This is a genomic window from Mycobacterium montefiorense, assembly GCF_025823255.1.
Taxonomy (GTDB): Bacteria; Actinomycetota; Actinomycetes; order Mycobacteriales; family Mycobacteriaceae; genus Mycobacterium; species Mycobacterium montefiorense.
Window position 1 is genome coordinate 796,292 of the sequence record NZ_JACKVL010000013.1, and the last position, 26,146, is coordinate 822,437.

Annotated in this window: 22 protein-coding genes and 1 pseudogene; 17 read left to right on the forward strand and 6 right to left on the reverse strand. The window is 66.1% G+C overall.

What is annotated here, in order from left to right; translation table 11 throughout:
* The first annotated feature begins 18 nt into the window (after positions 1–18).
* From H7K34_RS17275 to H7K34_RS17285, 3 genes and pseudogenes are all read left to right on the forward strand, one after another.
* Complete coding sequence (locus tag H7K34_RS17275; protein WP_264063212.1) at positions 19–1,128, forward strand: ABC transporter ATP-binding protein; 1,110 nt, start codon at positions 19–21, stop codon at positions 1,126–1,128.
* A gap of 21 nt (positions 1,129–1,149) precedes the next feature.
* Positions 1,150–2,463, forward strand: coding sequence for a flavin monoamine oxidase family protein (locus H7K34_RS17280; protein ID WP_108922570.1), 1,314 nt, complete (start codon positions 1,150–1,152; stop codon positions 2,461–2,463).
* 56 nt (positions 2,464–2,519) lie between these two features.
* A pseudogene (locus tag H7K34_RS17285) lies at positions 2,520–3,847 on the forward strand (aldehyde dehydrogenase family protein).
* 15 nt (positions 3,848–3,862) lie between these two features.
* On the opposite strand, the gene H7K34_RS17290 reads toward H7K34_RS17285, so the two are convergent.
* On the reverse strand, positions 3,863–4,534 hold the full coding sequence (locus H7K34_RS17290; protein WP_264063214.1) for a FadR/GntR family transcriptional regulator: 672 nt from the start codon (positions 4,532–4,534) through the stop codon (positions 3,863–3,865).
* Positions 4,535–4,612: 78 nt separating this feature from the next.
* Here H7K34_RS17290 and H7K34_RS17295 point away from each other — a divergent pair, with 78 nt between their 5' ends.
* The 7 genes from H7K34_RS17295 to H7K34_RS17325 all read left to right on the forward strand — a co-directional run bounded on the left by H7K34_RS17295 (position 4,613) and on the right by H7K34_RS17325 (position 12,738).
* Complete coding sequence (locus H7K34_RS17295; RefSeq protein WP_264063592.1) at positions 4,613–5,845, forward strand: MFS transporter; 1,233 nt, start codon at positions 4,613–4,615, stop codon at positions 5,843–5,845.
* A gap of 197 nt (positions 5,846–6,042) precedes the next feature.
* Positions 6,043–6,780, forward strand: a complete 738-nt coding sequence (locus H7K34_RS17300; protein ID WP_264063215.1) for a GntR family transcriptional regulator — start codon at positions 6,043–6,045, stop codon at positions 6,778–6,780.
* Positions 6,777–7,007, forward strand: coding sequence for a 4Fe-4S dicluster domain-containing protein (locus H7K34_RS17305; RefSeq protein ID WP_264063216.1), 231 nt, complete (start codon positions 6,777–6,779; stop codon positions 7,005–7,007). The genes H7K34_RS17300 and H7K34_RS17305 overlap by 4 nt, the downstream gene beginning before the upstream one ends.
* A 25-nt stretch (positions 7,008–7,032) precedes the next feature.
* Positions 7,033–8,421 carry an ABC transporter substrate-binding protein gene (locus tag H7K34_RS17310; protein ID WP_264063218.1) on the forward strand — a complete coding sequence of 463 codons (1,389 nt, stop codon included), beginning with the start codon at positions 7,033–7,035 and terminating at the stop codon, positions 8,419–8,421.
* Entirely contained in the window at positions 8,418–9,290 is an 873-nt protein-coding gene (locus H7K34_RS17315; protein WP_264063220.1) for an ABC transporter permease, read from the forward strand. The genes H7K34_RS17310 and H7K34_RS17315 overlap by 4 nt, the downstream gene beginning before the upstream one ends.
* A complete protein-coding gene (locus tag H7K34_RS17320; RefSeq protein WP_264063221.1) occupies positions 9,287–10,039 on the forward strand; it encodes an ABC transporter ATP-binding protein in 753 nt (250 codons plus the stop codon). The genes H7K34_RS17315 and H7K34_RS17320 overlap by 4 nt, the downstream gene beginning before the upstream one ends.
* The gene (locus H7K34_RS17325; protein ID WP_264063222.1) at positions 10,036–12,738 is read left to right on the forward strand and encodes a fumarate reductase/succinate dehydrogenase flavoprotein subunit; all 2,703 of its coding nucleotides are present in this window, start codon (positions 10,036–10,038) and stop codon (positions 12,736–12,738) included. Before H7K34_RS17320 ends, H7K34_RS17325 begins: the two co-directional genes overlap by 4 nt.
* Positions 12,739–12,843: 105 nt before the next feature.
* On the opposite strand, the gene H7K34_RS17330 is transcribed toward H7K34_RS17325, so the two are convergent.
* The 5 genes from H7K34_RS17330 to H7K34_RS17350 all read right to left on the reverse strand — a co-directional run bounded on the left by H7K34_RS17330 (position 12,844) and on the right by H7K34_RS17350 (position 17,086).
* The gene (locus tag H7K34_RS17330) at positions 12,844–13,383 is read right to left on the reverse strand and encodes a GNAT family N-acetyltransferase (protein WP_108922592.1); all 540 of its coding nucleotides are present in this window, start codon (positions 13,381–13,383) and stop codon (positions 12,844–12,846) included.
* Positions 13,384–13,387: 4 nt separating this feature from the next.
* The gene (locus H7K34_RS17335) at positions 13,388–14,593 is read right to left on the reverse strand and encodes a serine hydrolase domain-containing protein (protein ID WP_264063223.1); all 1,206 of its coding nucleotides are present in this window, start codon (positions 14,591–14,593) and stop codon (positions 13,388–13,390) included.
* A 68-nt stretch (positions 14,594–14,661) separates the two neighbouring features.
* Entirely contained in the window at positions 14,662–15,444 is a 783-nt protein-coding gene (locus tag H7K34_RS17340; RefSeq protein WP_264063224.1) for a DUF6065 family protein, read from the reverse strand.
* Between the two features lie 176 nt (positions 15,445–15,620).
* Positions 15,621–16,409, reverse strand: coding sequence for a DUF6065 family protein (locus tag H7K34_RS17345; RefSeq protein ID WP_235616761.1), 789 nt, complete (start codon positions 16,407–16,409; stop codon positions 15,621–15,623).
* Positions 16,410–16,453: 44 nt separating this feature from the next.
* Complete coding sequence (locus tag H7K34_RS17350; RefSeq protein WP_264063593.1) at positions 16,454–17,086, reverse strand: class I SAM-dependent methyltransferase; 633 nt, start codon at positions 17,084–17,086, stop codon at positions 16,454–16,456.
* Positions 17,087–17,307: 221 nt separating this feature from the next.
* Here H7K34_RS17350 and pyrR point away from each other — a divergent pair, with 221 nt between their 5' ends.
* Genes pyrR through pyrF form a run of 7 tightly spaced genes read left to right on the forward strand, consistent with a single transcriptional unit; the run spans position 17,308 to position 25,961 of the window.
* On the forward strand, positions 17,308–17,880 hold the full coding sequence (gene pyrR / locus H7K34_RS17355; RefSeq protein ID WP_264063225.1) for a bifunctional pyr operon transcriptional regulator/uracil phosphoribosyltransferase PyrR: 573 nt from the start codon (positions 17,308–17,310) through the stop codon (positions 17,878–17,880).
* A gap of 10 nt (positions 17,881–17,890) precedes the next feature.
* Complete coding sequence (locus tag H7K34_RS17360) at positions 17,891–18,856, forward strand: aspartate carbamoyltransferase catalytic subunit (protein ID WP_264063226.1); 966 nt, start codon at positions 17,891–17,893, stop codon at positions 18,854–18,856.
* The gene (locus tag H7K34_RS17365) at positions 18,853–20,145 is read left to right on the forward strand and encodes a dihydroorotase (RefSeq protein ID WP_108922602.1); all 1,293 of its coding nucleotides are present in this window, start codon (positions 18,853–18,855) and stop codon (positions 20,143–20,145) included. Before H7K34_RS17360 ends, H7K34_RS17365 begins: the two co-directional genes overlap by 4 nt.
* On the forward strand, positions 20,142–20,639 hold the full coding sequence (locus tag H7K34_RS17370; RefSeq protein ID WP_264063227.1) for a PH-like domain-containing protein: 498 nt from the start codon (positions 20,142–20,144) through the stop codon (positions 20,637–20,639). Before H7K34_RS17365 ends, H7K34_RS17370 begins: the two co-directional genes overlap by 4 nt.
* On the forward strand, positions 20,636–21,772 hold the full coding sequence (carA, locus tag H7K34_RS17375; protein ID WP_264063228.1) for a glutamine-hydrolyzing carbamoyl-phosphate synthase small subunit: 1,137 nt from the start codon (positions 20,636–20,638) through the stop codon (positions 21,770–21,772). Before H7K34_RS17370 ends, carA begins: the two co-directional genes overlap by 4 nt.
* A complete protein-coding gene (gene carB, locus H7K34_RS17380) occupies positions 21,772–25,137 on the forward strand; it encodes a carbamoyl-phosphate synthase large subunit (RefSeq protein WP_264063229.1) in 3,366 nt (1,121 codons plus the stop codon). Before carA ends, carB begins: the two co-directional genes overlap by 1 nt.
* Entirely contained in the window at positions 25,134–25,961 is an 828-nt protein-coding gene (gene pyrF, locus H7K34_RS17385) for an orotidine-5'-phosphate decarboxylase (RefSeq protein ID WP_264063230.1), read from the forward strand. The genes carB and pyrF overlap by 4 nt, the downstream gene beginning before the upstream one ends.
* Positions 25,962–26,146: the final 185 nt, after the last annotated feature.

Below are 26,146 nucleotides of genomic sequence, written 5' to 3' on the forward strand. Positions count from 1 at the left end.
TCCACAACGATAGGTGACGTGAACCTGGTTCCAGCCGGCGAATCGGCGGGACCGCCCGCTGAGCCCGCCGTGGCTGCGGTCTCGCTCCGCAACATCTCGAAGTCGTACGGTGACAGCGCAGTGGTGCAGGACTTAAACCTTGACGTCGCGGCGGGTGAATTCTGTTCCCTGCTAGGACCTTCCGGCTGCGGGAAGACCACCACCCTGTGGATGCTGGGCGGCTTTGTCAATCCGACCTGCGGCCAGGTGTGGTTGCACGGCAATGAAGTCACGCATTTGCCGCCGAATCGCCGCGACATCAACACGGTTTTCCAGAGCTACGCACTCTTCGACCACCTCTCCGTGTGGGACAACGTCGCGTTCGGGTTGCGCCGCCGCAAGGTTGGCAAGTCCGAGATAACCCGGCGCGTCGGTGAGATGCTCGAAATGGTGCGACTGACCGGTCGGGACAAAGACAAACCGAGCGCGCTGTCCGGAGGCCAGCGCCAGCGTGTCGCGCTGGCCAGGGCGCTGGTCAACCGTCCATCTGTGCTGTTGCTCGACGAGCCACTTGCGGCGCTGGATCTCAAGCTGCGCAAGACGATGCAGGTGGAACTCAAGCGCATCCAACGTGAGGTCGGCATCACCTTCGTGTTCGTCACGCACGACCAGGAGGAGGCTCTGACCATGTCGGACCGCATCGCGGTGATGAGCGGCGGCATCATTCAACAATGTGGGACACCCGAGGGTATCTACGAGCGGCCCGCGAATCGATGTGTTGCAGAGTTCATCGGAACCGCCAATCTGATGACCGGAACATACCTGGGAACCGGTATCACACTGCCGGCGGGCGTGGTGCTACGCACGGGTCGGCTCGACGGTCGGGTCGCCGGCGACGAGGTCACGATCGCGGTGCGCCCCGAGAAGATTTGGATGTCCGAACTCAAACCCGACATGGTGCAGATCGATGCCATTCTCAAGGCGACTATTTACGGTGGAGCCACCACCACATACCTGTTCGAAATTGCACCGGGAGTTGAGCTTTCGGTGCTCGAACAGAACTTGGACTCGGCGCGCACCGAGGAACGTTGGGCCGATGGGGAGCGGGTCCGAATCGGTTGGCACGCCGAACACTGTCTCGTACTCTGAGGAGAATAAGGAACTAGAACAATGTCCTACGATGTAGCCGTTCTCGGTGCCGGTCTGTCCGGCCTGTCTGCTGCCCGAGACCTGATGAAGGCCGGGGCCGACGTTATTGTCCTCGAGGCTCGCGGCAGAGTGGGCGGACGCGTTGAGCAGATCACGCTCGACGATGGCCGCATTGTCCAGCTCGGTGGTGAGGTGGTTGGTACCGGGCACACCGCGTACCAGAAGCTGGTCGCTGAGCTCGGGCTCACCTTGATTCCGAGTTACGTTGCCGAGCCGGGTGAGCTCACTTACGTTTTGGATGACCAGACGTATATCGGCGACGAACCGACGTGGTTTTCCAACGACGACCAGCGCAGCATGCGAGAGGTGAAGCACGAGTTCGCGGCGCTCGCCGCGACCGTCGACCCGGATGACCCGTGGTCGCACCCGGACGCGGTGTCGCTGGACGCCATGCCCGTGATGAGCTGGCTGCGCTGCATTGGTGCAACTCCGAACGTGCGGCGTGCGCTCGAGGCGGGCCAATTGGGTCTGAGTTCGGGTTCCTTCGAACGGACTTCACTGCTGGCATTGCTGCGCAAGGCAGCCAGCATGCCGAGTAAGGAGCTGTACGCGTACGACGAATGGGAGAACCTTCGGGTGGCCGAGGGGTCGGCCACGGTGGCACTGCGGATGGCTGCCGAGTTGGGTGACCGCATTCGGTTGAGTTCCCCGGTTCGCTCGATCAAGGTGGCATCGGGAAGCAGTGCTGTACAACTGGTTTCGGGCGAGTTGGTGGAGGCGAACGCCGTGGTGAGCTCGCTTCCCGCCGGCCCGTTCCGGGACATCGCCGTCGAGGGTGTGTCCGACGCCCGCCTGGAGTCGCTGCGCCGGCAGCGTCACGCTCTGGCCGCGAAGTTCGTCGCCGCATACGAGCGGCCGTTCTGGCGCGATCGGGGGCAGAACGGCTTGACCGAATCCGAAGGCATCCTTGGGTCTTCGTGGCCGCAGACCGAAGGGGTGCTTTCCTGCCTTGTTCCGCCGGAGCGCATCGCCGCCTACTTGTCCACCTCGATGGAGCACCGCCAAGAGGAGGCGCTTGCCGAGCTGGCAAACTGGTTCGGAGCGCCGGCGTTGACCCCGGTCGCGACTTTCGAGCGGTTGTGGGGGACAGATCCCTGGACTCAGGGATACGTTACGCAGTGGCGTCCGGGCGATGTCCACCGAGTTGGTCGGTTGCACGGCACCCACGAGCCACCCTTCTACGTGTGCGGCTCCGACCAGTGGGTGGCGGGTTACATGGAGGGCGCGGTTCGCACCGGTCGCGCCGCTGCTGCCGAAGCGCTGGTGCGCGGATGAGCACGATCGAGGTTCTCGACCCGGCGACCGCGCAACAGATCTCGTCCATCGAGGACATGGACGAGGTCGCCGTTGACGCCGTAGTCGCCACGGCGCGCGGGGCTTTCGACGCGGGCAAGTGGTGGCCTGGCACTCCCGACGACGAGCGCGGGCGAGTGTTGGCGCGTGCCGCGGAGTTGGTGCGCGCCATGGCCGACGAGTTGGCCCGGCTCGAGTCGCTGGATGTCGGCAAGCCGCTGGCCGAAGCGCAGTGGGACGTGGCGGAAGCCGCCCGGATCTTCGAGTACTACGCCGGCTGGCCAACGAAATTGGCAGGAGAGAGCTTTCCCGTCTCGTCCGAGGCGCTGAGCATCGTCGTCCACGAACCCGTCGGGGTCGTTGCCGCGATCACCCCATGGAACTACCCCTTGATGCTGGCCGCCCAAAAGGTCGCGCCGGCATTGGCTGCCGGTTGCAGCGTGATCCTGAAACCGGCTCAGCAGACACCCCTTACCTCGCTGCGGTTACCGGAACTCTTCGCTCAAGCGGGATTGTCCGACGGGGTGTTTCAGGTGGCGACGGGCGGCGCCCGAACGGGCGCCGCCCTGGTCGCCCATCCCGGGGTGGACAAGGTGTCGTTCACCGGATCGTCCGCGGTGGGCCGGCTGGTACTGCGTTCGGCGGCGGATTCGATCAAGCGGGTCGGGGTGGAGCTGGGTGGCAAATCGCCGAACATCGTCTTCGGCGACGCCGACCTTGCGGCGGCCATCGCCGGTACCGCGGCGGGGTGTTCGCAAATCAGGGCCAGATCTGCTCCTCGGGTTCGCGCGTCTACATCCACGCGGATGTGTATGACGAAGTGCTGGAAGGCATCTGCGCGATCGCGGCCGACCTCAAACTGGGCGCCGGACTGGATCCCGACACGACGATGGGCCCGTTGGTAAGCCAGGTTCAGCAGGAGCGTGTCACGGAGTACATCCGCATCGGCGCCAAGGAAGGCAATGTCGCGGTGAGCGGCCGTTTGCCGACCGACCCTGGCCTCGAGAACGGCTTTTTCGTGCCGCCCACGGTGCTGGAAGTGGCGCATACGGCGGTCGTCGCGCGCGAAGAGATCTTCGGTCCGGTGATGGCGGTGGTGCGATTCACCGACACCGACGAGGTGCTCCGGATGGCCAACGACAGTCCGTACGGTCTCGCCGCGACGCTGTGGACGTCCGACCTCAGCCGCGCCCTGAGCGCCGCCCGCGCGATTCGGGCGGGCGTGGTGTGGGTGAACGAGTCGCAGACGGCGCCGCTACAGGCGCCCTGGGGCGGGTTCAAACAGTCTGGTATCGGACGCGAATTGGGTGCGCACGGGCTGGAAGAATACCTCGAGCCCAAGCACATCTACATCAACCACGGGTGACGCTAAGGCTTTTCGTTATCCGCGCAGTACCGAGATGAACACGCGTGCCGCTGCTACGGCCCGCTGCGGATCACCCGCGATGACTGCGTCGACCAACTCAGTATGTTGAGCCTCGTATGAGTCCCGGATACCGACCGGGCGGACCTCGACCGATCGGTTCAGCGTTGGCACCAGCAGATCGTAGAACTGCAGATAGACCTCGTTGTGGCTGGCCGCGACGATCGCCCGGTGCAGCGCCACGTCGGCCGAAACCATTTCCGTACGTTGGGATTCGGTGTCGGGATCTCGACTCCACAGTTCATTTCGCCGCACCAGCATTGCCTGCAAAGTCGAAATGTCAGTTGCGTCGCGCCGCTGTGCTGCCAGCGATGTGGCGGTAACTTCCAACGCCTCGCGTAACTCCAACACATCGCGTTCGCGTGCTGCGGCAAAGTATTCGGCGAGCGCGCCGCAGTGCTCGTCGTTGCTGACGACGTATGTGCCCGACCCTTGTCGTCGTTCGAGCATTCCCGCGTGTACGAGCGCCTGCACCGCCTCCCGCACGGTGTGACGCGACGCCCCGGTCATTTCGCACAGCTCCGGTTCGGTCGCGATGCGCTCGCCGACCTGCCACCGCCCAGACCTGATTTCGTCGCGCAGCTGATCGCTGACCTGCGCGACGAGTGTCTGGCGCCGAACTGGTTGCACGATCCGATGGTAGCCCGGTTTGACGAATTCATAGAATCATCCGATGATTTGATGAATATCCCCTACGAGAACGAGACAATGGCTGCGATTGCGAATGCCCAGGTTGAGCCCCCTGTCGCCCAGCGACGCCTGGTTGCCGGGCGAATTACCGTCCTGCTGGCGATCGTCCTGTTCTCGCTGGCGCTGCGTGCCGCGGTCACCTCACTGACACCCTTGTTGTCGCGAGTGTCAGGTGACATGGGCTTCGGCAGCACGATCGCCGGCCTCTTCGGGATGCTTCCCACCGCGATGTTCGCCCTGGCCGGATTCGTTGGCCCTGCGCTGGGCCGCAAGATCGGGCTCGAACGATTGGCTTTGTGCGCGGCTGTCGCGACAGCCGCTGGCCTTGCGGGCCGTTCGGTGGTGCCGAGCGTGGCGGGGCTGCTGGGGCTGATGACGGTCGCGCTGGCAGGCATGGGGATCGGCAATATCGTGATCCCACCGTTGATCAAGCGCTACTTCGCCGATCGGGTCGCGTCGATGAGCGCCGTCTACACGGCCTGTATCCAGTTGGGCACCATCATTCCTGCTGCCCTGGCGGTGCCCATCGCCGACGCGCAGGGCTGGCGAGTGTCGCTCGGGGTGTGGGCGCTGATCCCGGTAGCCGCGCTGCTGCCGTGCATCATGATCACCCTGCGGCCGCACGAGGCTGCTACCGCGGATCGCCGCGCTGGCGCACCGCAGGCAATCGGAGCTGTGTGGCGATCACCTGTCGCGTGGGGCTTGACCGTGATGTTCTCGATGACCTCATTGAATACCTACGCGTTGCTGACCTGGATCCCGCAGGTCCTCACCTCGGCCGGTGGCAGCGAGGCGTTCGGCGGTGCCATGGTTGCGGCCTTCTCGATCAGCGGGCTTGTCGCGGCGTTTGTCACGCCGGCCTTGTTCGCCAGGTTCGCGAACCCCTTCCCTGTCGTGATCGGTTGCGCGGTCTGTTATTTGATCGGTTTCGCCGGATTGCTCTGGCTTCCGCTGACGGCAACTGTCGTTTGGGTGCTCATCGTTGGACTCGGTCCCAGCACGTTCCCGGGGGCGATTACGTTGATCAATCTCCGCTGCCGCACCGGGGCGGGCGCGACGGCGCTATCGGGCTTCGTGCAGGGTGTCGGCTACTTGGTCGCTTGCGCCGGACCGCTGGTTTTCGGTGTTCTGCATCAGATCAGCGGCCAATGGGCGTTGTCGTTCGGCTTCCTAGTGGTCACCGTCGTGGCGTTGATCGTTGGCGGATACCAGGCCTGCCAGCCCCGGTATCTCGAAGACACCACGGGCTAGAACGGCTGCTGCACCCGAACGGTTCTGATCACCGGGATCGCAAAGGCGGCGCTTTTCCGCAGGTGGCGCAATAGCCACCCCGGCCCGGGTTTGCGCTGGTCGCCGCTGAAGTTCATCCGGCGCAATACCTCAACCTGCCATCGCGGTTGCTGATTGGCCACCCGAAATATGCCCCTGAGCTGCGTTAGCGTGGCGGCGTGGCTGAGCCGATACCCATTCGCGGACCCCGGGCCGACCGTGCTCGCCGGGTGGCCGACGTGCTGCGCCAGCAGATCCACGCGGCGGCCTATCCCGACGGCCTGCCGGCCGAAAGCGTATTGGCGGCCGAGTTCGCGGCGTCGCGCAACACTATTCGCGAGGCCCTGGGCATCCTCAAGTATGAGGGTCTGATCGACCGCGGACCCAAGGTCGGCACCCATGTCGCGCAGCGCAAGTACGACCACCGGATCGACTCCCTGCTGGGATTGAAAGAGACCTTCAAACACATCGGCGAAGTGCGCAACGAGGTGCGCGCCGCCATGCTCGTGGTCGCTCCACCCGCGGTGGCCGGCCGGCTGGCGCTGGAGCCCGGGGACCAGGCGGTGTTCATCGAGCGGTTGCGCTACCTCGGTGACTTGCCGCTCAGCCTCGACCTGACCTATCTCGCTCCCGATATCGGAACCCAGATTCTGGATCACCCTCTGGAAAACAACGACCTCTTCGCGCTCATCGAGCAGGTGAGCGGACACCGGCTGGGCTCGGCGTCGCTGGCGCTCGAGGCCATCCCGGCCGACGCGCATTCGGCGGCCACCCTGCAGGTGCCCGACGGCGCGGCGCTGCTCATGCTCGAGCGCGTCACCAGCCTCGACGACGGCAGACCCGTGGACTTGGAGTACATCCGGATGCGGGGGGATCGAATCACCATGCGCGGCAATCTAATAAGGAGCAAGCCATGACGCTGGTTGACAACAACCGAATCGACGTCCCGGTCACCATCGACGAGTCGCTGTGTATTGACGGCTGTACGCTCTGCGTCGAGATCTGTCCGCTGGACGCGCTGGCCATCAACCCCGACACCGGCAAGGCGTTCATGCACGTCGACGAATGCTGGTACTGCGGCCCCTGCGCCGCGCGCTGCCCGACCGGTGCTGTGACGGTCAATATGCCGTATCTACTTCGCTGAAATACCCTACAGCCCAGGATCTTTTATGAAACGACACGCCACTGTGCTGGTGTCGGTCGCCGCCGCGATCATCGCGGCCCTGTCCGGTTGCTCGCTGGAATCACTCTCGGCGTCCTCCGGTGTGGTCAACGTCGTCATCGGCTATCAGTCCAAGACCATCAACACCGTGACCGCGGGGACCCTACTGCGCGCGCAGGGCTATCTCGAGCACCGGCTCGCCGACATCACTACCCGTACCGGCACCAAATACGCGGTCCGGTGGCAGGATTACGACACCGGTGCCCCGATCACCGCACAGATGCTGGCCGAGAAGATCGACATCGGCTCGATGGGGGATTACCCCATGCTGATCAACGGTTCCAAGACGCAGGCCAACCCGCTGGCGAAAACTGAGATCGTCTCGATCACCGGCTACAACCCCAAGGGCGCCCTGAACATGGTGGTGGTGGCGCCCGGTTCGTCGGCCACCACATTGAACGACCTGGCCGGCTCGAAGGTCTCGGCGAGCGCGGGCTCGGCGGGTCATGGCACGTTGATGCGGGCGCTGGACCGGGCCGCGATCTCAGGCGTGGAGGTACTCAACCAGCAGCCACAGGTAGGTGCCTCGGCTCTGGAGTCCGGTCAGGTACAAGGCCTTTCGCAGTTCGTCGCGTGGCCCGGGCTGCTGGTTTTCGACGGCAAGGCCAAACTGCTGTACGACGGCGCCGAACTGAACCTGCCGACCCTGCACGGTGTGGTGGTGCGTCGCTCGTATGCGAGCGCTCACCCGGAGGTGCTAGGGGCGTTCCTGCAGGCGCAACTTGATGCCACCGACTTCCTCAATCAGAAGCCATTGGAGGCGGCACGCATCGTCGCCCAGGGCAGCGGGCTGCCGCAGGAAGTGGTCTACCTCTACAACGGTCCCGGCGGCACCTCGTTCGATACCACGCTCAAGCCATCGCTGATCGAGGCGCTGAAAAACGATGTCCCGTACCTGAAGTCGATCGGTGACTTCGCCGACCTCGATGTGGCCGGCTTCGTCCAGGATGCGCCGCTGCGCGCCGTGTTCGGTGCTCGCGGCCGCAACTACGACGCCACCCTGGCCGCTTCCGCCAACCCGTCGGTGCTTAGCGGGGATCCCGCCCTGGCAAGCGAACTGTGGCTGGACGGCTCCGATTCGACCCAGACGATGGCCAACCCGAACGGCCTGCTGCGGGCGGTCCGGGTCGCGACCGCCCGCGGTGCCAAAGTGCGCGCCGCCTATGTTCCCGACGCTGAGCTGGGCACCCGGTGGTTCGCCGACAAGGCGGTCTGGGTGCAAGACGGTCAGAACTACCTCCCGTTCGGAACTCCGGCCGGCGCGCATCGCTATCTCGCCGCTCACCCTGGCGGCGCCATCGTGAATTACGAACAGGCCCTTGGAGGATCGGTATGACCGCTTTCTTGACCGGCGACCCGGCAGCGCCGGTCACCGGCCACGTCGTCGACGTGGTCGCAGCGACCGGCGCCCCGCGGCGTGCCGCCTCGCCATGGTTTCCGCGGCTGCTGCGGCTGGCCTCGGTTGCCGCCGCCATCGGGCTGTGGCAGGTGCTGACCGCGGACAAGGTGCGGCTGCTGCTGCGATTCGACACGTTGCCGACCGTCACCGAGATCGTGCACGCGCTGCAGCGCCGGCTCGGCACCTATGAGTACTGGCTTGACCTGGCGCAGTCGTTGATCCGTATTCTCACCGGTTTCGGACTGGCCGCCGTGATCGGCGTCGCGACGGGCGTGTTGCTGGGCCGCTCCCGTTTGTTCGCCAACACCTTTGGCCCGTTGGCAGAGTTGGCCAGGCCCATCCCGGCGATCGCGATCGTGCCGGTGGCGATTCTGCTGTTCCCCACCGACGAGTCGGGCATCGTGTTCATCACGTTTCTGGCGGCCTACTTCCCGATCATGGTCAGCACCCGGCATGCGGTTCGGGCGCTGCCCACCCTGTGGGAAGACTCGGTGCGCACCCTCGGCGGCAACCGGTGGGACGTCCTGAAACAGGTGGTGCTGCCTGGCATCCTGCCGGGAGTGTTCGGCGGCCTATCCGTCGGCATGGGGGTGGCGTGGATCTGCGTGATCTCCGCGGAGATGATCTCGGGCCGCCTCGGGATCGGCTACCGCACCTGGCAGGACTACACCGTGCTGGCTTACCCCCAGGTGTTCGTCGGCATCATCACCATCGGCGTGCTGGGATTCGCGACAGCGGCGGCCGTCGAAGTCGTGGGCCGTCGGGTGACCAGCTGGCTGCCGCGCGCCAAGGAGGAGCAGCGATGACTACAACAAGTAACGCGATGAGTCTCGAAGTGGACCGAGTTCGCCTGTCCTACACCGATGATCCGGTGATCGACGGGCTGAGCATAGCCGTACGTCCGGGGGAGATCCTGGTGCTCACCGGTCCTTCGGGTTGCGGCAAGTCGACTGTGCTGCGCGCCCTGGCGGGACTGCTACGACCCGACCACGGCCGGATTCTGGCCGACGGCGCCGATGTGACCACCACCTCCGGCGACCGGGGGATGGTGTTCCAGGACAACGCATTGCTGCCATGGCGCACGGTGCGATCCAACATCGAATTGGCGCTGCGGCTGCGGGGCGTGCCCCGTGCCCGACGCCGAGCGGAGGCCAACCGCTGGATAGCCGAGCTCGGTCTCACCGGCTTCGGCGACTACCTGCCCAAGAGCCTCTCCGGTGGCATGCGCCAGCGTGTCCAGCTGGCCCGCGGACTGGCCGGGACGCCGCGTGCGGTGATGATGGACGAGCCGTTCGGTGCCTTGGACACTCAAACCCGTACGGCCATGCAGCGGTTGCTGATCGAAACCTGGAGTGCTCATCCGACGACGATCGTCTTCGTCACGCACGACGTCGACGAGGCGCTGCTGCTGGGTGACCGCATCGCGGTGCTGGGCAAGGTCGGACAGCCGTTACGTGCTCTGGTCGACGTGCCGGAGCCGCGCGTCGACCAGCAGCGCAGCGCCGTTCGCGCCGAAGTCATTGCCGCACTAGACCATTCGGCGGTAGCCGCATGATGCAGATACCGGATGCTGCCACACCGGTACGCCTGGACTGTGACGTGCTGGTCGTCGGCGGCGGCACCGCGGGAACCATGGCGGCGCTGTCGGCCGCCGAGAACGGCGCTCAGGTGCTGCTGCTGGAGAAAGCCCATGTGCGGCATTCCGGTGCGCTGGCGATGGGCATGGACGGGGTCAACAACGCCGTCATCCCGGGCAAGGCCGAGCCGGAGGACTACGTCGCGGAGATCACCCGTGCCAACGACGGAATCGTCAATCAACGCACCATCTACCAGACCGCCAGCCGCGGGTTCGCCATGGTGCAGCGGCTGGAGCGCTACGGGGTGAAGTTCGAAAAAGACGAGCACGGCGAGTACGCGGTGCGCCGGGTGCACCGCTCGGGTTCTTACGTGCTGCCCATGCCGGAGGGCAAGGACGTCAAGAAGGCGCTGTACCGGGTGCTGCGGCAGCGGTCGATGCGAGAGAAGATCCAGATCGAGAACCGCCTGATGCCGGTGCGGGTGCTGGTCGACGATAGTTCCGGGGAGCCGCGTGCCGTCGGCGCCGCGGCGTTGAACACGCGCACCGGCGAATTCGTCGCCATCGGCGCCAAGGCGGTCATCCTGTCGACGGGGGCCTGCGGTCGGCTCGGGCTGCCCGCATCGGGCTACCTGTACGGCACCTACGAGAATCCGACCAACGCCGGGGACGGGTACGCGATGGCTTACCACGCGGGTGCCGAGTTGTCCGGGATCGAGTGCTTCCAGGTCAATCCGCTGATCAAGGACTACAATGGCCCGGCCTGTGCTTACGTGGCGAACCCATTCGGCGGCTACCAGGTCAATTCGGACGGCGAGCGGTTCGTCGACTCCGACTATTGGTCGGGCCAGATGATGGCGGAGGTCAAAAGTGAAATCGACTCCGCGCGCGGGCCGATTTATCTGAAGGTCTCGCACCTAGCCGACGAGACGCTCACGGCGCTGGAAAACATCTTGCACACCACCGAACGTCCCACCCGGGGCACATTCCACGCCAACCGTGGCCATGACTACCGGACGCACGACATCGAGATGCACATCTCCGAAATCGGCTTGTGCAGTGGTCATTCCGCTTCCGGTGTCTGGGTCGACGAGCATGCGCGAACCACGGTCCCCGGGTTGTATGCCGCGGGCGATCTGGCGTGTGTCCCGCACAACTACATGATCGGGGCCTTCGTATTCGGCGATCTGGCCGGCAGTCACGCCGCCTCGGTGCGCACAGAAGTGACTGCGCCGCAGCGACTTCCGGACGATCAACTGCGTGAGGCGCACGAGTTGATCTATCGGCCGCTGCAGCATCCGGATGGGCCGCCGCAGCCACAGGTCGAGTACAAGCTGCGGCGGTTCGTGAACGACTATGTGGCGCCACCGAAGACGGCGGCCAAGCTGTCGATCGCAGTGCGCACTTTCGATCGGATGAAAGACGAGATCACCGAGATGGGTGCCCGCACCCCGCACGAGCTGATGCGGGCCGTCGAGGTGTCGTTCATCCGGGACTGCGCCGAGATGGCCGCGCGATCCTCGCTCACCCGCACCGAGTCCCGTTGGGGTCTCTACCACGAACGCGCCGACATGCCGGTCCGCGATGACAGCGAGTGGGGTTATCACCTCAACCTGCGTAAGGGATCCGGCGGCCAGATGGTCTTCCTCAAGCGCCCGGTGGCCCCGTACCTGGTATCGGTCCCGGAGCTGGATGGCCTGCCGCCGACCGACCAGACGGTGCACGAGGTAGAGCAGCCACCACTGGTCGGCGGCAAAGCCCCGGCCACTGCCGGTTCCCGAATCACTGTGGCCCCAAACACGTTCGAGCCGCCGTCACCGCGTATTGCCGAGGTGCTCGCGCTCGAAGAGCCCACGATCGCCGAGCTGCAGCCGTATTTGGCCGACGCCGATCCAGGGGTGCGGCGTACCGCCGTGGCAACACTGACCGAGCACATTCCCGACGGGTATGCGCCTGCCCTGTTCGCAGCGCTCGACGATGCCGACGCCGGGGTGCGCCGGACCAGCGCCGAGGGGATCCGCGAGCTGGTCGAAGTGCTGCCCGACCCGGCCGGCGCCGAGCCGTATCTGCTGTCGGCCGACACGGTCGTGCGGGCCGCCACGGTCTACCTGCTGGCCGCCCGCCGGGCCGGTGCGGCCGGCCAATACCGCCGCGCCCTAGACGATCCCGACCACCGGGTGCGTATCGAGGCGGTGCGGGCGCTGGTGTCGGTCGACGATGTAGCCGGGGTCGAGCTGGCCACCCGCGACGAAAGCCGGGAGGTCCGCATCACGGCGGCCGCCGGTTTGGCAACCCTGCGTTCCGGCGTGGCGGCCGTCAGCGCGCTGATCGCCGACCCCGATCCGTTGGTGCGCGCGGCCGCGCTCGCTGCGCTCGGTGAATTAGGCTGCGGCCAAGACGATTTCGCTGTCGTCGAACGCGCGTTGCTAGCGCCGGCGTGGCAGATACGCGTGGGTGCGGCTCGCGCGTTGGCCGGCGCCACGACCGAATTCGCGGTGCCACGGCTGACCGGCGCGCTGTCCGACCCGCACCTCGACGTGCGCAAGGCGGCGGTGCTCAGCCTGACCCGCTGGGCCGCCGACGCCGCGGCTCGTGATGCGCTCGGCATCGCGCTCAAGGACAGCGACGCCGACGTGCGGGCCTACGCGCGCCGGGCCTTGGAAGTCCAAAACGCGTAGTCAGGCGGGTCGACGCTTAGCCGCTGGAGAGTCGAGTGCCCATCCTGGGCATCGCGTGTGCGCACCGGGCGCAGATCTCGGCGACTTCTCATCGCGGCCGCACACTCAACGCCGGGTGGTGGCGTAGAGCAGGCTGTCCCGCAGTTCGGGTCCCATCGTGGGGTAGACGGCGTGCCGTGCCAGTCGTCCTTCCAGCACGAACCCGGCCCGTTCCAGCAGACGTGCCGATCGCACGTTGTCGACGCTGCAGGTGGCCCAGACACGATTCACCTTCCGGTCGGCCTCCAGCGCGGTCAGTAGCAAGTCCAGCACCTCGGACATCAAACCTTTGCCCCACCACTTCCGGCCGAGGCAGTAGCCGATTTCGACCGATTCGGGCGACGAGCGCCGGCAGCTGGTCAGCCCGATGACGTCGCCGCTGTGCCGCAGTTCGATGGCCCAGGTTCGCTCCTGGCCGGTGGCGTTGAGTTTCTCGGCGATCACCCGTCGCGTAGTCGCCACGTCGGGATGCGGCGCCCACAGCAGATACTTCGTGACCGCGCGATCACGGGCTACCCGCTGGAACAGCGCACCGGCGTCGTCGAGCGTGGGCAGCCGCAGCAGCAGCCGCGGCCCGATGATGCGGTCGGGTGGGTAGTCGACCACGGCGCTAGATGTCGAGCGCCTGATAGGTACGCCGGACGAACTTCGGTTGCGCCGTGCGTAGTTTGGCCAGCGACGTGTTGCCCGCGACGGCAGTGGCCGCGTCCACGGTCAGGTCGGGCATGTTCTGAATCAGATACAGCAGGATCAGATTCGCGGTCGGGTCCGCCTGCCACCACGTCCCGTACGCGCCGGGCCAGCTGAACGTTCCCACTCCGCCCGGCCCGAACAATGGCGTGGACTTCGCCTGATCGGTCACCACCGACAAGTTCAACCCGAAGCCGCGTCCCATCCAGTACGGCGCCCCCAGGAAGTCATGGCGTTTCTGTTCGTCGGTGAGCCGGTCGGTCCGCATCAGGCATACCGACTCGGGCGACAACACCCGCACGCCGTCGACTGTCCCGTCGCCGAGCAGCATCCGGATGAACCGCAGGTAATCCTGCGCGGTCGACCACAACCCGCCGCCGGCATTGCAGAACGACGGCGGCGTGATGTGCGGCGGCCCCATCACGTCGTGCCGTAGCTGATGATTGTCGTCGAGCGAATACATGGTCGCGGCCCGTCGCCGGGCTTCGGGTGAGACGAAGAATCCCGTGTCGGGCATGCCTGCCGGAGCCAGCACCCGCTCATCGAGAACCTGGTGGAACGGTTTGCCGTCGACACGAGAAGCGATGACGCCCAACAGATCTATGGAATGGCTGTAGGTAACTCGCTCACCGGGCTGGTGCACCAGCGGTAGCTTGGCAAGCTCGGTCAGCCAGACATCCGGGCCCTGGTTGAACGGCAGCCGCATATAAGCCCGAGAGATCGGCCCGGACACCGAAAACCCGTAGGCCAGGCCGCTGGTATGGGTCAGTAGATCCTCGATCAGGATCGCCCTGTTCACCGGGTGGGTGCGGTCCAGCAGGCCCCGCGGGTCGTCGAGCACCCGCAGGCCGGCCAACTCCGGGACCCAGCGCGTGATCGGGTCTTTCAGCGTCAGCTTGCCCTCGTCGACCATGCTCATGATCGCCGCCACGGTGACCGGCTTGGTCATCGACGCGATGCGAAATAGCGTGTCTCGTTGCATCGGCAGGCCCGCGTCGACATCGCGGTGCCCGATCTCGTTGACCTGCAGGACTTCTCCGTGTTGCCATGCCAGCGTCACTGCACCCGCGAGCAGGCCGGCGTCGCAGACCTCGCGGATGGAGGCTTGGTTGCCATCGAGATTCACCAGGTCAGGTTAGCCCGAAGCCAGCCAGCGCCGTTGCGCGCGTAGGTACAACAGCGTCTATTGCCGCTTCACATCTTGTGGCTGACAAAGGAACGGAGGTGACGGCGAGTCTGGTGATTGGATGTCCCGGCGTTGCCGTCGGTGTGTCTGCCCCGCAGGTAGTCGCCCTGCCACTGCACTTGTTCTCCCGCGGCCATCCTGGTTGTCTGCTCGGCTTGCTTTGCCGCGCTGCGGGAGCCAAGAAAGAACTCATACTGGCGCCGTAGCTCTTCGTCAGACTCGATAGGCCTGAGTTCTGGGGCGAACTGTTCGAGCTCGGCTCGGCGCTGCGGGACAATCACGCAGATCGGTTCGCCGACCTCGAATCGCACCGGCATCATTTTGCGGGTGAATTTCCAGTTCATGCTGAAACTTGCGCTGGTCCAGTCGGTTTCAACTATCCCTTCTAACGCGCATACGGCGTCCTTCGGATAGTTTGCTGGCCCGCGGACCAACAGGTTATAGCCCGGCGGTGTGCGGAACAGAATCGGCAGATGCCAGGTCAAGATGCCGTTTCCGAAATGGCTGGCGGGCAGCAGCTGGCCGGTGTCGCGCTGATGGGGTGCGATCACCACGTCTGCGCCGTTCTCCTGACCCATCCAGGTGGCGGTGAACGCGCACGGATTGCGCAGCTCCCAGCCGCTCTGGTTGGCGATGAGCATCGGCAGACATCGATTGGGCCAGCCCGTCTGCCGCTGCGCCATCTCCCGCATCCAAGCCCGGCCGGTCGATGCCGGCGCAATCTGCGGCACATTATCGCGCGTGATGAACCCGATTAGCGGGTAGGCCGGCTGGCGGGGCGTATCGCTCACACCGGCCAGGTTAGTTGTGGAAACTAAGAACCCGCCAGTGCAGGACATTAGACCTGCTCACGGTGTGACAACGACCGGCGTCAGCTGTTGTTGAGGCATCGGCGTTGCGCCGGTCCGGCCAAACGTCCTCTTTGCCATGGCCATCAGGGGACGTCGGGTCGCCCGCAGGTAAGCGCCTATCGCGACTTATCGTGTTCTGACTGAGCAAAGGGGCGGAGCTTACGGCGAGTCTGGTGATCCGGTGCCCCGGCCTCGCCGTCCCGGTGTTTGCCGCGGGTGTAGTCGCCTTGCCACTGGACTCGGTCTCCCGCGGCGACCCTGGCCAGCTGCTCGGCGTGCTGTGCCGTGTCACGTTCGGTGAGAAACAACCGATGCTTGCGCTGCAGGTCTTCGTCGGACTCGATGCGCCTGAGTTCCGGGGCGAACTCTTCCAGCTCGGCTCGGCGCTGCGGGACGATCATGCAGATCGGCTCGCCGACCTCGAATCGCACCGGCAGCATTTTGCGGGTGAGTTTCCAGCTCATGCTGAAACTCGCACTTGCCCAGTCGGTTTCGACTATGCCCTCTAACGGGCACACGCCGTCCTTGGGATAGTTCGCCGGTCCGCGGGCCAACAGGTTGTACCCCGCCGGAGTGCGGAACAATATCGGCAGACGCCAGGTCAGGATGCCGTTGCCGAAATGGCTAAGGGGCAGTAATTGATTAGCTCCGTACTCGTCGGGTTCGATCAGCACATCCATACCGTCGTTTTGAGCAATCCAGGTGGCGGTGAACGCGTACGGATTACGCAGCTCCCAGCCGCTCTGATTGGCGATGAGCATCGGTAAACACCGACTGGGCCAACCTTTGTCCGCTTCCGACTGTTTTGACATCCACTCCCGGCTAACCGGTGCCGGGGTGATCCGCGGCGCATTATCGCCGGTGATGAACCCGATAAGTGGACGGGACGGGTGAGCGTCAGTCACGCGAGTCAGATTAGCTGGGAACTCGTGGCCATGCCCGCGGTGAGTTAGCGCCGCCCGGCGCGCACGTACCAGAAGGCCATTTCGATTTCGCTGCCGTCGACCTCGCGTCGGACCGTGACGGGTTCCAGCGCGTCGATATCCCACCCGGCGCCGCCGAGGACGTCGCTCTGTGTCTGCTCCGACACCGCGGGCCGTGGCCGCTGTGGATCGGGTGGGTTGGCGTCGGAGAAGCAACTGATCAACAGCGTGGCGCCGGGCTTGGTAGCGCGATGCGCGGCGGCCGCGTAGCTGCGCTTGCCGTCGTCGTCGAGGCAGTGGAACATCCCGCTGTCCACGATGGTGTCGAACACGTCGGTGTAGCCCTCGAGCGTGGTGGAGTCGGTTACCGCGAACGTGATGTCGACTCCGGCGTCCTCGGCCCGCCGCTTGGCGGTGATCAGCGCGGTCGGGGAGATGTCCAACCCGGTCACGGTGTAGCCGTTCTTGGCCAAATACACCGCGTTGTCGCCGAGGCCGCAGCCGATGTCCAGGACATTGCCGTGCACCCGGCCGCCTGTGTGCCAGCTGATGACGTTCTCCTTGGGCGCCTTGGTATCCCATGGCGGTGTGGTCATCGGCGGGATGCCCTGGCCGGGGCTCTCGCCGCGGTACAAAGCGTCGAAGTCCATGCGCTGCAATCCGGACGGAAAGCCGGAGGGGTTGGTGTCAGTCATTTCCGCCAGCGTAGACGCCGAAGCGGCATTCGTGGCGGGTGTGGTGCCGGCGTCCGCGGCGGCCGCGGAAATAGGCCCAGGCGCGTCCGCCATCGTCGTGCGAGCCGCGGAATGCTACGCTGCCCGACAGTCGACATCCTTTAACGATCCGTCCCGAGAGGCGGAGAAGGAGGTCAAGGTTTCGCATGAGTGCCGCGGGTGATTCCGCAACCGGCCGCGAATTGATGTCGGCGGCCGACGTCGGCCGAACGATTTCGCGTATCGCGCACCAGATCATCGAAAAGACCGCGCTCGATAGTCCCGACGCGCCACGCGTGGTGCTGTTGGGAATCCCGACCCGCGGGGTGACTCTGGCCGCACGCCTGGCTGCCAATATCGGTGAATTCTGCGGTGTCGATGTCGGCCATGGTGCCCTCGACATCACTTTGTACCGTGACGATTTGATGACCAAGCCGCCCCGGCCGCTGGAGGTCACTTCGATTCCGGCCGGTGGCATCGACGACGCGCTGGTGATTCTCGTCGACGACGTGCTGTATTCCGGTCGCTCGGTGCGCTCCGCCCTGGACGCGCTGCGCGACGTGGGCAGGCCGCGAGCCGTGCAGCTGGCGGTGCTGGTCGACCGCGGCCACCGCGAGCTGCCGGTGCGCGCCGACTACGTGGGTAAGAATGTGCCCACCTCGCGCACCGAGAGCGTGCATGTGCAGCTGCACGAGCACGACGATCACGACGGCGTCGTCATCGGGAGGGACTCCGAATGAAGAGAGCCTCATGACCAGACACCTGCTGACCGCCGGGGACCTGACTCGTGACGACGCCACCGCCATCCTCGACGACGCCGACCGTTTCGCGCAGGCTCTGGTCGGGCGCGAGGTCAAGAAACTCCCCACCCTGCGCGGGCGCACCGTGGTCACGATGTTCTACGAGAACTCGACGCGCACCCGGGTGTCGTTCGAAGTGGCCGGGAAGTGGATGAGCGCCGACGTGATCAACGTCAGCTCGTCCGGATCATCGGTGAGCAAGGGGGAGTCGTTGCGCGACACCGCGCTGACGCTGCACGCGGCCGGCGCTGACGCGCTGATCATCCGGCACCCGGCCTCGGGTGCCGCACATCTGCTGGCCGACTGGACCGCTCCGGCCGACGGTGCAGAAGGCGGCCCCTCGGTAATCAATGCCGGCGACGGCACCCATGAACACCCGACGCAGGCGTTGCTGGACGCGCTGACCATCCGCCAGCGCCTCGGCGGCATCGAGGGCCGGCGCATCGTGATCGTCGGAGACATCCTGCACAGCCGGGTCGCGCGCTCCAACGTGATGCTGCTGGCAACGTTGGGTGCCGAGGTGGTACTGGTGGCGCCGCCCACGCTGTTGCCGGTCGGGGTCGACGGCTGGCCGGCCACCGTCTCCTATGACTTCGATGCCGAATTGCCGGCCGCCGACGCCGTGCTGATGCTGCGGGTGCAGGCCGAACGGATGAACGGCGGGTTCTTCCCGTCGGTGCGCGAATACTCGGTGCGCTACGGGCTTTCCGACCGGCGCCAGGCGCTGCTGCCGGGTCATGCCGTGGTGCTGCACCCCGGGCCGATGGTGCGCGGCATGGAGATCGCGTCCTCAGTGGCCGATTCGTCGCAATCCGCGGTGCTGCAACAGGTTTCCAACGGTGTGCACGTGCGGATGGCCGTGCTGTTCCATGTACTGGTCGGAACCGAATCGGCCGGAAGTGAGGGGGCCGCGTGACTGTGTTGCTTCGCGGAGTCCGGTTGTACGGCGAAGGTGACCGGGTCGACGTTCGGGTCGATGACGGCCAGATCGCCGAAATCGGTGCGGGGTTGGGCATCCCGGAATTCGCAGACGTCATCGACGCCACGGATCATGTGCTGCTGCCCGGGTTCGTCGACCTGCACACCCATCTGCGTGAGCCCGGCCGCGAATACGCCGAGGACATCGAGACCGGTTCCGCTGCTGCCGCTTTGGGTGGATTCACGGCGGTGTTCGCGATGGCGAACACCAAACCGGTGGCCGACAGCCCGGTGGTCACCGATCACGTCTGGCACCGCGGCCAGCAGGTCGGCCTGGTGGACGTACACCCCGTCGGCGCGGTCACCGTCGGCCTGGCCGGAACCGAGCTCACCGAGATGGGCATGATGGCCGCCGGCGCCGCGCAGGTACGGATGTTCTCCGACGACGGCGTCTGCGTGCACGACCCCCTGATCATGCGCCGCGCCCTGGAATACGCCACCGGGTTGGGCGTGCTGATCGCTCAGCACGCCGAGGAGCCGAGGCTGACCGTCGGTGCGGTGGCGCACGAGGGGCCCACGGCGGCCCGGCTCGGCCTCGCCGGATGGCCCCGAGCCGCCGAGGAGTCGATCGTCGCGCGGGATGCGCTGCTGGCCCGCGACGCCGGCGCCCGCGTCCACGTTTGCCACGCCTCCACTGCGGGAACCGTCGAGCTTCTGAAATGGGCTAAGGGTCAAGGTATTTCAATAACCGCCGAGGTGACGCCGCATCACCTTCTGCTCGACGACGCCAGGCTGGCCAGCTACGACGGGGTGAACAGGGTCAACCCGCCGCTGCGTGAAGCCACCGACGCGATCGCATTGCGCCAAGCATTGGCCGACGGGGTGATCGACTGCGTGGCCACCGACCACGCCCCGCACGCCGAGCATGAGAAATGCTGCGAGTTCTCAGCAGCCCGGCCCGGCATGCTGGGGCTGCAGACGGCGCTGTCGGTGGTGGTGGCCACGATGGTGGAACCTGGACTGTTGACCTGGCGCGATGTCGCCCGGGTGATGAGCGAAAACCCAGCGCGCATTGTCGGATTGCCCGATCACGGCCGGCCGCTGGAGGTGGGGGAGCCGGCCAACCTGACCGTGGTGGACCCGAATGCGACCTGGACGGTCACCGGTGGCGACCTGGCCAGCCGATCGGCCAATACTCCTTACGAGTCGATGACCTTGCCCGCCACCGTGACGGCCACATTGCTGCGCGGAAAGATCACCGCTCGCGATGGGAAGAGCCCGGCATGAATTCTTCAACGCTGGTGGGGTCGCTGATCTTCGCGGCCGTGCTGGTGGTGGTGATCGCGGTAGTCATCCAGCTGATGATGCTGGGCTGGCGCCGGCGCGCGCTGCGCCAGGAGGAGCTGATCGGCAACCTGCCTGAGGTGCCCGACGCGGTGGGAACGGCTACCACCACGCTGCGCGGCATCTATGTCGGGTCGACGCTGGCCCCGGAATCCAATGAACGGGTCACGGCCGGTGATCTCGGGTATCGCAGCAAGGCTGTGCTGAGCCGCTATCCCGAGGGGATCCTGCTGGAACGCGTACGCGCCAAGCCGATTTGGATTCCACAGAGTGCGATTTCCGATGTACGCACCGAACGCGTGATGGCCGGAAAGGTCGCGGCTCGCAATGGGGTGTTGGCCATTCGGTGGCGGCTGCCGTCGGGCGTCGAAATCGACACCGGGTTCCGGGCGGGTAATCGCGATGAATACGACGGTTGGCTACAGGAGGCTGCGTGACGACCAAAGCCCAGCTGGTACTTGAAGATGGCCGCATCTTCACTGGGACGCCGTTCGGCAACATCGGTCAAACCCTTGGCGAGGCTGTCTTTTCCACGGGCATGTCCGGCTATCAGGAGACGCTGACCGACCCCAGCTATCACCGCCAGATCGTGGTGGCCACCGCGCCGCAGATCGGCAACACCGGCTGGAACGGCGAGGACGCCGAAAGCCGGGGCGACAAGATCTGGGTCGCCGGCTACGCGATCCGCGACTCGTCGCCGCGCGCCTCGAACTGGCGTGCCACTTCGACCCTTCAGGACGAGCTGATCCGCCAGCACATCGTCGGGATCGCCGGTATCGACACCCGCGCGGTGGTGCGCCATCTGCGCAGCCGTGGGTCGATGAAGGCGGGCGTGTTCTCCGGTGCTGCGCTCGCTGAACCGGACGAGTTGCTGGACCGGGTGCGTGACCAGCAGTCGATGCTCGGTGCCGATCTCGCCGGCGAGGTCAGCACCCCGGACGGCTACGTCGTAGCAGCCGAAGGGCCACAGCGATTCACGGTCGCCGCCCTGGACCTGGGGATTAAGACCAACACGCCGCGCAACTTCGCCCGGCGGGGAATCCGCAGCCACGTGTTGCCCGCGTCGACCACCTTTGAGCAGATCGCCGACGTCAAGCCGGACGGGGTGTTCCTGTCCAATGGGCCCGGCGATCCCGCCACCGCGGACCACATCGTCGCGCTCACCCGAGAGGTGCTGGGCGCCGGAATCCCGTTGTTCGGCATCTGTTTCGGCAATCAGATCCTGGGCCGCGCGCTGGGCCTGTCCACCTACAAGATGGTCTTCGGCCATCGCGGAATCAACATCCCGGTCATCGACCACGCCACCGGACGGGTGGCGGTGACCGCGCAGAACCACGGGTTCGCGCTGGAAGGTGAGGCCGGCCAGCGGTTCGACACGCCGTTCGGCCAAGCGATCGTCAGCCACACCTGCGCCAACGACGGCGTAGTAGAAGGTGTCAAACTGCTTGATGGCCGGGCATTTTCGGTGCAATACCATCCAGAGGCCGCCGCCGGCCCGCACGATGCGGAGTACCTGTTCGACGAATTCGCCGATCTGATGGCCGCTCACAACAGGGAAGGGACACGCTAGTGCCGCGTCGCGCCGACCTGCGTCACGTCCTGGTGATCGGCTCCGGGCCGATCGTCATCGGTCAAGCCTGCGAATTCGACTACTCCGGCACCCAGGCGTGCCGGGTGCTGCGTGCCGAGGGCCTGCAAGTCAGCCTGGTCAACTCCAACCCGGCCACCATCATGACCGACCCCGAGTACGCCGACCACACCTACGTCGAGCCGATCACCCCGGCTTTCGTCGAGCGGGTGATCGCCCAACAGGCCGAGCGCGGCAACAAGATCGACGCGCTGCTGGCGACGCTGGGCGGGCAGACCGCGCTCAACACCGCGGTCGCGCTGTACGAGAACGGCGCATTGCAACGCTACGACGTCGAACTCATCGGTGCCGACTTCGACGCCATCCAGCGCGGTGAGGACCGGCAGCGGTTCAAAGATATCGTCGCCAAGGTCGGCGGTGAATCCGCGCGCAGCCGAGTATGTTTCACGATGGAAGAGGTACGGGAGACGGTCTCCGAACTCGGCCTGCCGGTGGTCGTGCGCCCCAGCTTCACAATGGGCGGGCTGGGTTCAGGCATGGCGCGCTCCGTCGAGGAGGTCGACCGGATGGCCGGCGCCGGGCTGGCCGCCAGCCCTAGCGCCAACGTGCTGATCGAGGAATCGATCTACGGCTGGAAGGAATTCGAGCTCGAGCTGATGCGCGACGGCAACGACAACGTCGTGGTGGTGTGCTCGATCGAGAACGTCGACCCGATGGGCGTGCACACCGGTGACTCGGTAACGGTCGCGCCGGCCATGACGCTGACCGACCGGGAATACCAGCGGATGCGCGATCTGGGCATCGCCATCCTGCGCGAGGTCGGCGTCGACACCGGCGGCTGCAACATCCAGTTCGCGATCAACCCGACCGACGGCCGGTTGGTCGTCATCGAGATGAATCCCCGGGTATCCCGTTCCAGCGCACTGGCTTCCAAGGCCACCGGCTTCCCGATCGCCAAGATCGCCGCCAAGCTGGCCATCGGCTACACGCTCGACGAAATCGTCAACGACATCACCAAGGAGACCCCGGCCTGCTTCGAGCCCACCTTGGACTACGTCGTGGTCAAGGCGCCGCGGTTCGCGTTCGAGAAGTTTCCCGGAGCCGACCCGACCCTGACCACCACGATGAAATCGGTCGGCGAGGCAATGTCGCTGGGCCGCAACTTCGTCGAGGCGCTCGGCAAGGTGATGCGGTCGCTGGAGACCGACCGGGCCGGCTTCTGGACGGGACCCGACCCCGACGGTGACGTTGAGGAGGTGCTGACCCGGCTAGAGACCCCGACCGAAGGTCGGCTCTATGACATCGAGCTGGCGTTGCGGCTGGGCGCTCCGGTGGAGCGCGTCGGCCAGGCCAGCGGGGTGGACCCCTGGTTCGTCGCGCAGATCGGCGAACTGGTGGCGCTGCGCGCCGAGCTGACCGCAGCCCCGGTGCTCGACTCCGACCTGTTGCGGCGCGGGAAGCACAGCGGACTTTCCGACCGCCAGATCGCCGCGCTACGACCCGAATTGGCCGGCGAAGACGGGGTCCGTTCATTGCGCGAGCGCCTCGGCATCCACCCGGTGTACAAGACGGTGGATACCTGCGCGGCCGAATTCGAGGCCAAGACGCCTTATCACTACAGCAGCTACGAACTTGACCCTGCTGCCGAGACCGAGGTCGCACCGCAGATCGAGAAGCCCAAGGTACTGATTCTGGGGTCCGGGCCGAACCGGATCGGGCAGGGTATCGAATTCGACTACAGCTGCGTGCACGCGGCAACCACGTTGACCCAGGCCGGTTTCGAAACGGTGATGGTCAACTGCAACCCCGAGACGGTATCCACCGACTACGACACCGCCGACCGGCTGTACTTCGAACCGCTTACCTTCGAGGACGTCGTCGAGGTGTTCCGCGCCGAAGCGGAGTCGGCCAGCGGTGGCCCCGGGGTGGTCGGTGTCATCGTGCAACTCGGCGGCCAGACCCCGCTCGGACTGGCCCAGCGGCTCGCCGACGCCGGGGTTCCGATCGTCGGCACCCCGCCGGAGGCCATCGACCTGGCCGAGGACCGCGGCGCCTTCGGCGACCTGCTCGGTGCGGCGGGTCTGCCGGCGCCGAAGTACGGCACCGCAACAACTTTCGCACAAGCTCGCCGGATCGCCGATGAGATCGGTTATCCGGTACTGGTGCGGCCTTCGTATGTGCTGGGCGGGCGCGGCATGGAGATCGTCTATGACGAGGAGACGCTGAAGAGTTACATCACCCGCGCCACCCAGCTGTCCCCCGAGCACCCGGTGCTCGTCGACCGCTTCCTGGAAGACGCCGTCGAAATCGACGTCGACGCGTTGTGTGACGGCGCCGAGGTCTACATCGGCGGCATCATGGAGCACATCGAGGAGGCCGGCATCCACTCCGGCGACTCGGCCTGTGCGCTGCCCCCGGTGACGCTGGGCCGCAGCGACGTGGAGAAGGTGCGCCGGGCGACCGAGGCCATCGCGCACGGCATCGGTGTGGTGGGTCTGCTCAACGTTCAGTATGCCCTCAAAGACGACGTGCTCTACGTCCTCGAGGCCAACCCGCGGGCCAGCCGTACCGTGCCGTTCGTCTCCAAGGCCACCGCGATCCCGCTCGCCAAGGCGTGTGCGCGGATCATGCTGGGCACCACCATTTCCCAACTTCGCGAAGAGGGAATGCTGGTGGCGGCCGGGGACGGGGCCAATGCGGCCCAGCACGCCCCGATCGCGGTGAAGGAGGCGGTGTTGCCTTTCCACCGGTTCCGTCGTGCCGACGGAGCGGCCATCGATTCTCTGCTCGGCCCGGAGATGAAATCGACCGGCGAGGTGATGGGCATCGACCGCGACTTCGGCAGCGCCTTCGCCAAGAGCCAGACCGCCGCCTACGGTTCGTTGCCGGCCGACGGCACCGTGTTCGTGTCGGTCGCCAACCGCGACAAGCGATCGCTGGTGTTCCCCGTCAAGCGGCTGGCCGACCTGGGTTTCCGCGTGCTGGCCACCGAAGGTACCGCGGAGATGCTGCGCCGCAACGGGATTCCGTGTGACGAGGTGCGCAAGCACTTCGAACCCCCCGGGCCCGGGTGCCCCGAGGTATCGGCGGTCGAGGCGATCAAGGCGGGTGACGTCGACATGGTGATCAACACGCCCTACGGCAACTCCGGCCCGCGTATCGACGGCTACGAAATCCGTTCCGTCGCAGTGTCGGTGAACATCCCCTGCGTGACGACCGTGCAGGGCGCATCGGCCGCTGTCCAGGGCATCGAGGCCGGCATCCGAGGTGACATCGGGGTGCGGTCGCTGCAGGAGCTGCACAGCGCGATCGGGCGCGGGGGCGCGACACAAAAGGACTCCCGATGACCGGGTTCGGCGTCCGGCTGGCCGAGGCGAAGTCGAGTCGGGGGCCGCTGTGCCTGGGCATCGACCCCCACCCGGATCTGCTGGAGGCCTGGGATCTGCCGACCACCGTCGATGGCCTGGCCCAGTTCTGCGACATCTGTGTGGATGCGTTTTCCGGCTTCGCCGTCGTCAAGCCCCAGGTGGCGTTCTTCGAGTCCTACGGCTCGGCCGGCTTTGCGGTACTGGAACGCACGATCGTCGCGCTGCGCTCGGTCGGGGTGCTGGTGCTGGCCGACGCCAAGCGTGGGGACATCGGGTCGACGATGGCGGCGTACGCGGCGGCCTGGGCCGGCGATTCGCCGCTGGCTGCCGACGCCGTGACCGCGTCGCCCTATCTGGGCTTCGGCTCCCTGCGACCGCTGCTGGAAACCGCCGCGGCGCACGACCGGGGAGTCTTCGTGCTGGCGGCAACTTCCAACCCGGAGGGTGGCACCGTGCAGCGCGCCACCTTCGACAGCCGCACCGTGGCTCAGCTGGTCGTTGACCAGGCGGCGGTGGTCAACCGGTCCGCCACCCCGTCCGGACCCGGCTACGTCGGTGTGGTGCTGGGTGCGACGGTCTTCGAGGCGCCCGATGTGAGCGCGCTGGGCGGACCGGTGCTGGTTCCCGGGGTCGGGGTCCAGGGCGGCCGCCCTGAGGCGCTCGGCGGCCTCGGGGGGGCCGTGCCGGGCCAGCTGCTGCCGGCGGTGGCGCGCGAGGTGCTGCGGGCCGGGCCGAACGTGCCGGATCTGCGGGCGGCGGGCGAACGAATGCTGGACGCCGTCGCCTATCTCGGTGTGCAATAGCGGGCCGATCGGGAGCCCGGTTAACACCGCCGGAATCTTTTCCGATCGGGTTCCACCCGACGACCTGCTGTTTGTCCGCGCCGCGACACGCGCGACACGCCATGGCAAATCGTGATACCCGGCACGGGCCCTGCGGCTATCAGTCAGCGCCCTCCGCAAGGGCCCCGTTGCGGTATCCGGTATCC

Excerpts from the sequence above, each read along its gene's own strand:
- H7K34_RS17360 (WP_264063226.1), top strand. The coding sequence starts at position 17,891 with ATGACCAGACACCTGCTGACCGCCGGGGACCTGACTCGTGACGACGCC.
- H7K34_RS17280 (WP_108922570.1), top strand. The coding sequence starts at position 1,150 with ATGTCCTACGATGTAGCCGTTCTCGGTGCCGGTCTGTCCGGCCTGTCT.
- pyrF (WP_264063230.1), top strand. The coding sequence starts at position 25,134 with ATGACCGGGTTCGGCGTCCGGCTGGCCGAGGCGAAGTCGAGTCGGGGG.
- H7K34_RS17325 (WP_264063222.1), top strand. The coding sequence starts at position 10,036 with ATGATGCAGATACCGGATGCTGCCACACCGGTACGCCTGGACTGTGAC.
- H7K34_RS17370 (WP_264063227.1), top strand. The coding sequence starts at position 20,142 with ATGAATTCTTCAACGCTGGTGGGGTCGCTGATCTTCGCGGCCGTGCTG.
- H7K34_RS17320 (WP_264063221.1), top strand. The coding sequence starts at position 9,287 with ATGACTACAACAAGTAACGCGATGAGTCTCGAAGTGGACCGAGTTCGC.
- H7K34_RS17315 (WP_264063220.1), top strand. The coding sequence starts at position 8,418 with ATGACCGCTTTCTTGACCGGCGACCCGGCAGCGCCGGTCACCGGCCAC.
- H7K34_RS17295 (WP_264063592.1), top strand. The coding sequence starts at position 4,613 with ATGGCTGCGATTGCGAATGCCCAGGTTGAGCCCCCTGTCGCCCAGCGA.
- H7K34_RS17310 (WP_264063218.1), top strand. The coding sequence starts at position 7,033 with ATGAAACGACACGCCACTGTGCTGGTGTCGGTCGCCGCCGCGATCATC.
- pyrR (WP_264063225.1), top strand. The coding sequence starts at position 17,308 with ATGAGTGCCGCGGGTGATTCCGCAACCGGCCGCGAATTGATGTCGGCG.
- H7K34_RS17305 (WP_264063216.1), top strand. The coding sequence starts at position 6,777 with ATGACGCTGGTTGACAACAACCGAATCGACGTCCCGGTCACCATCGAC.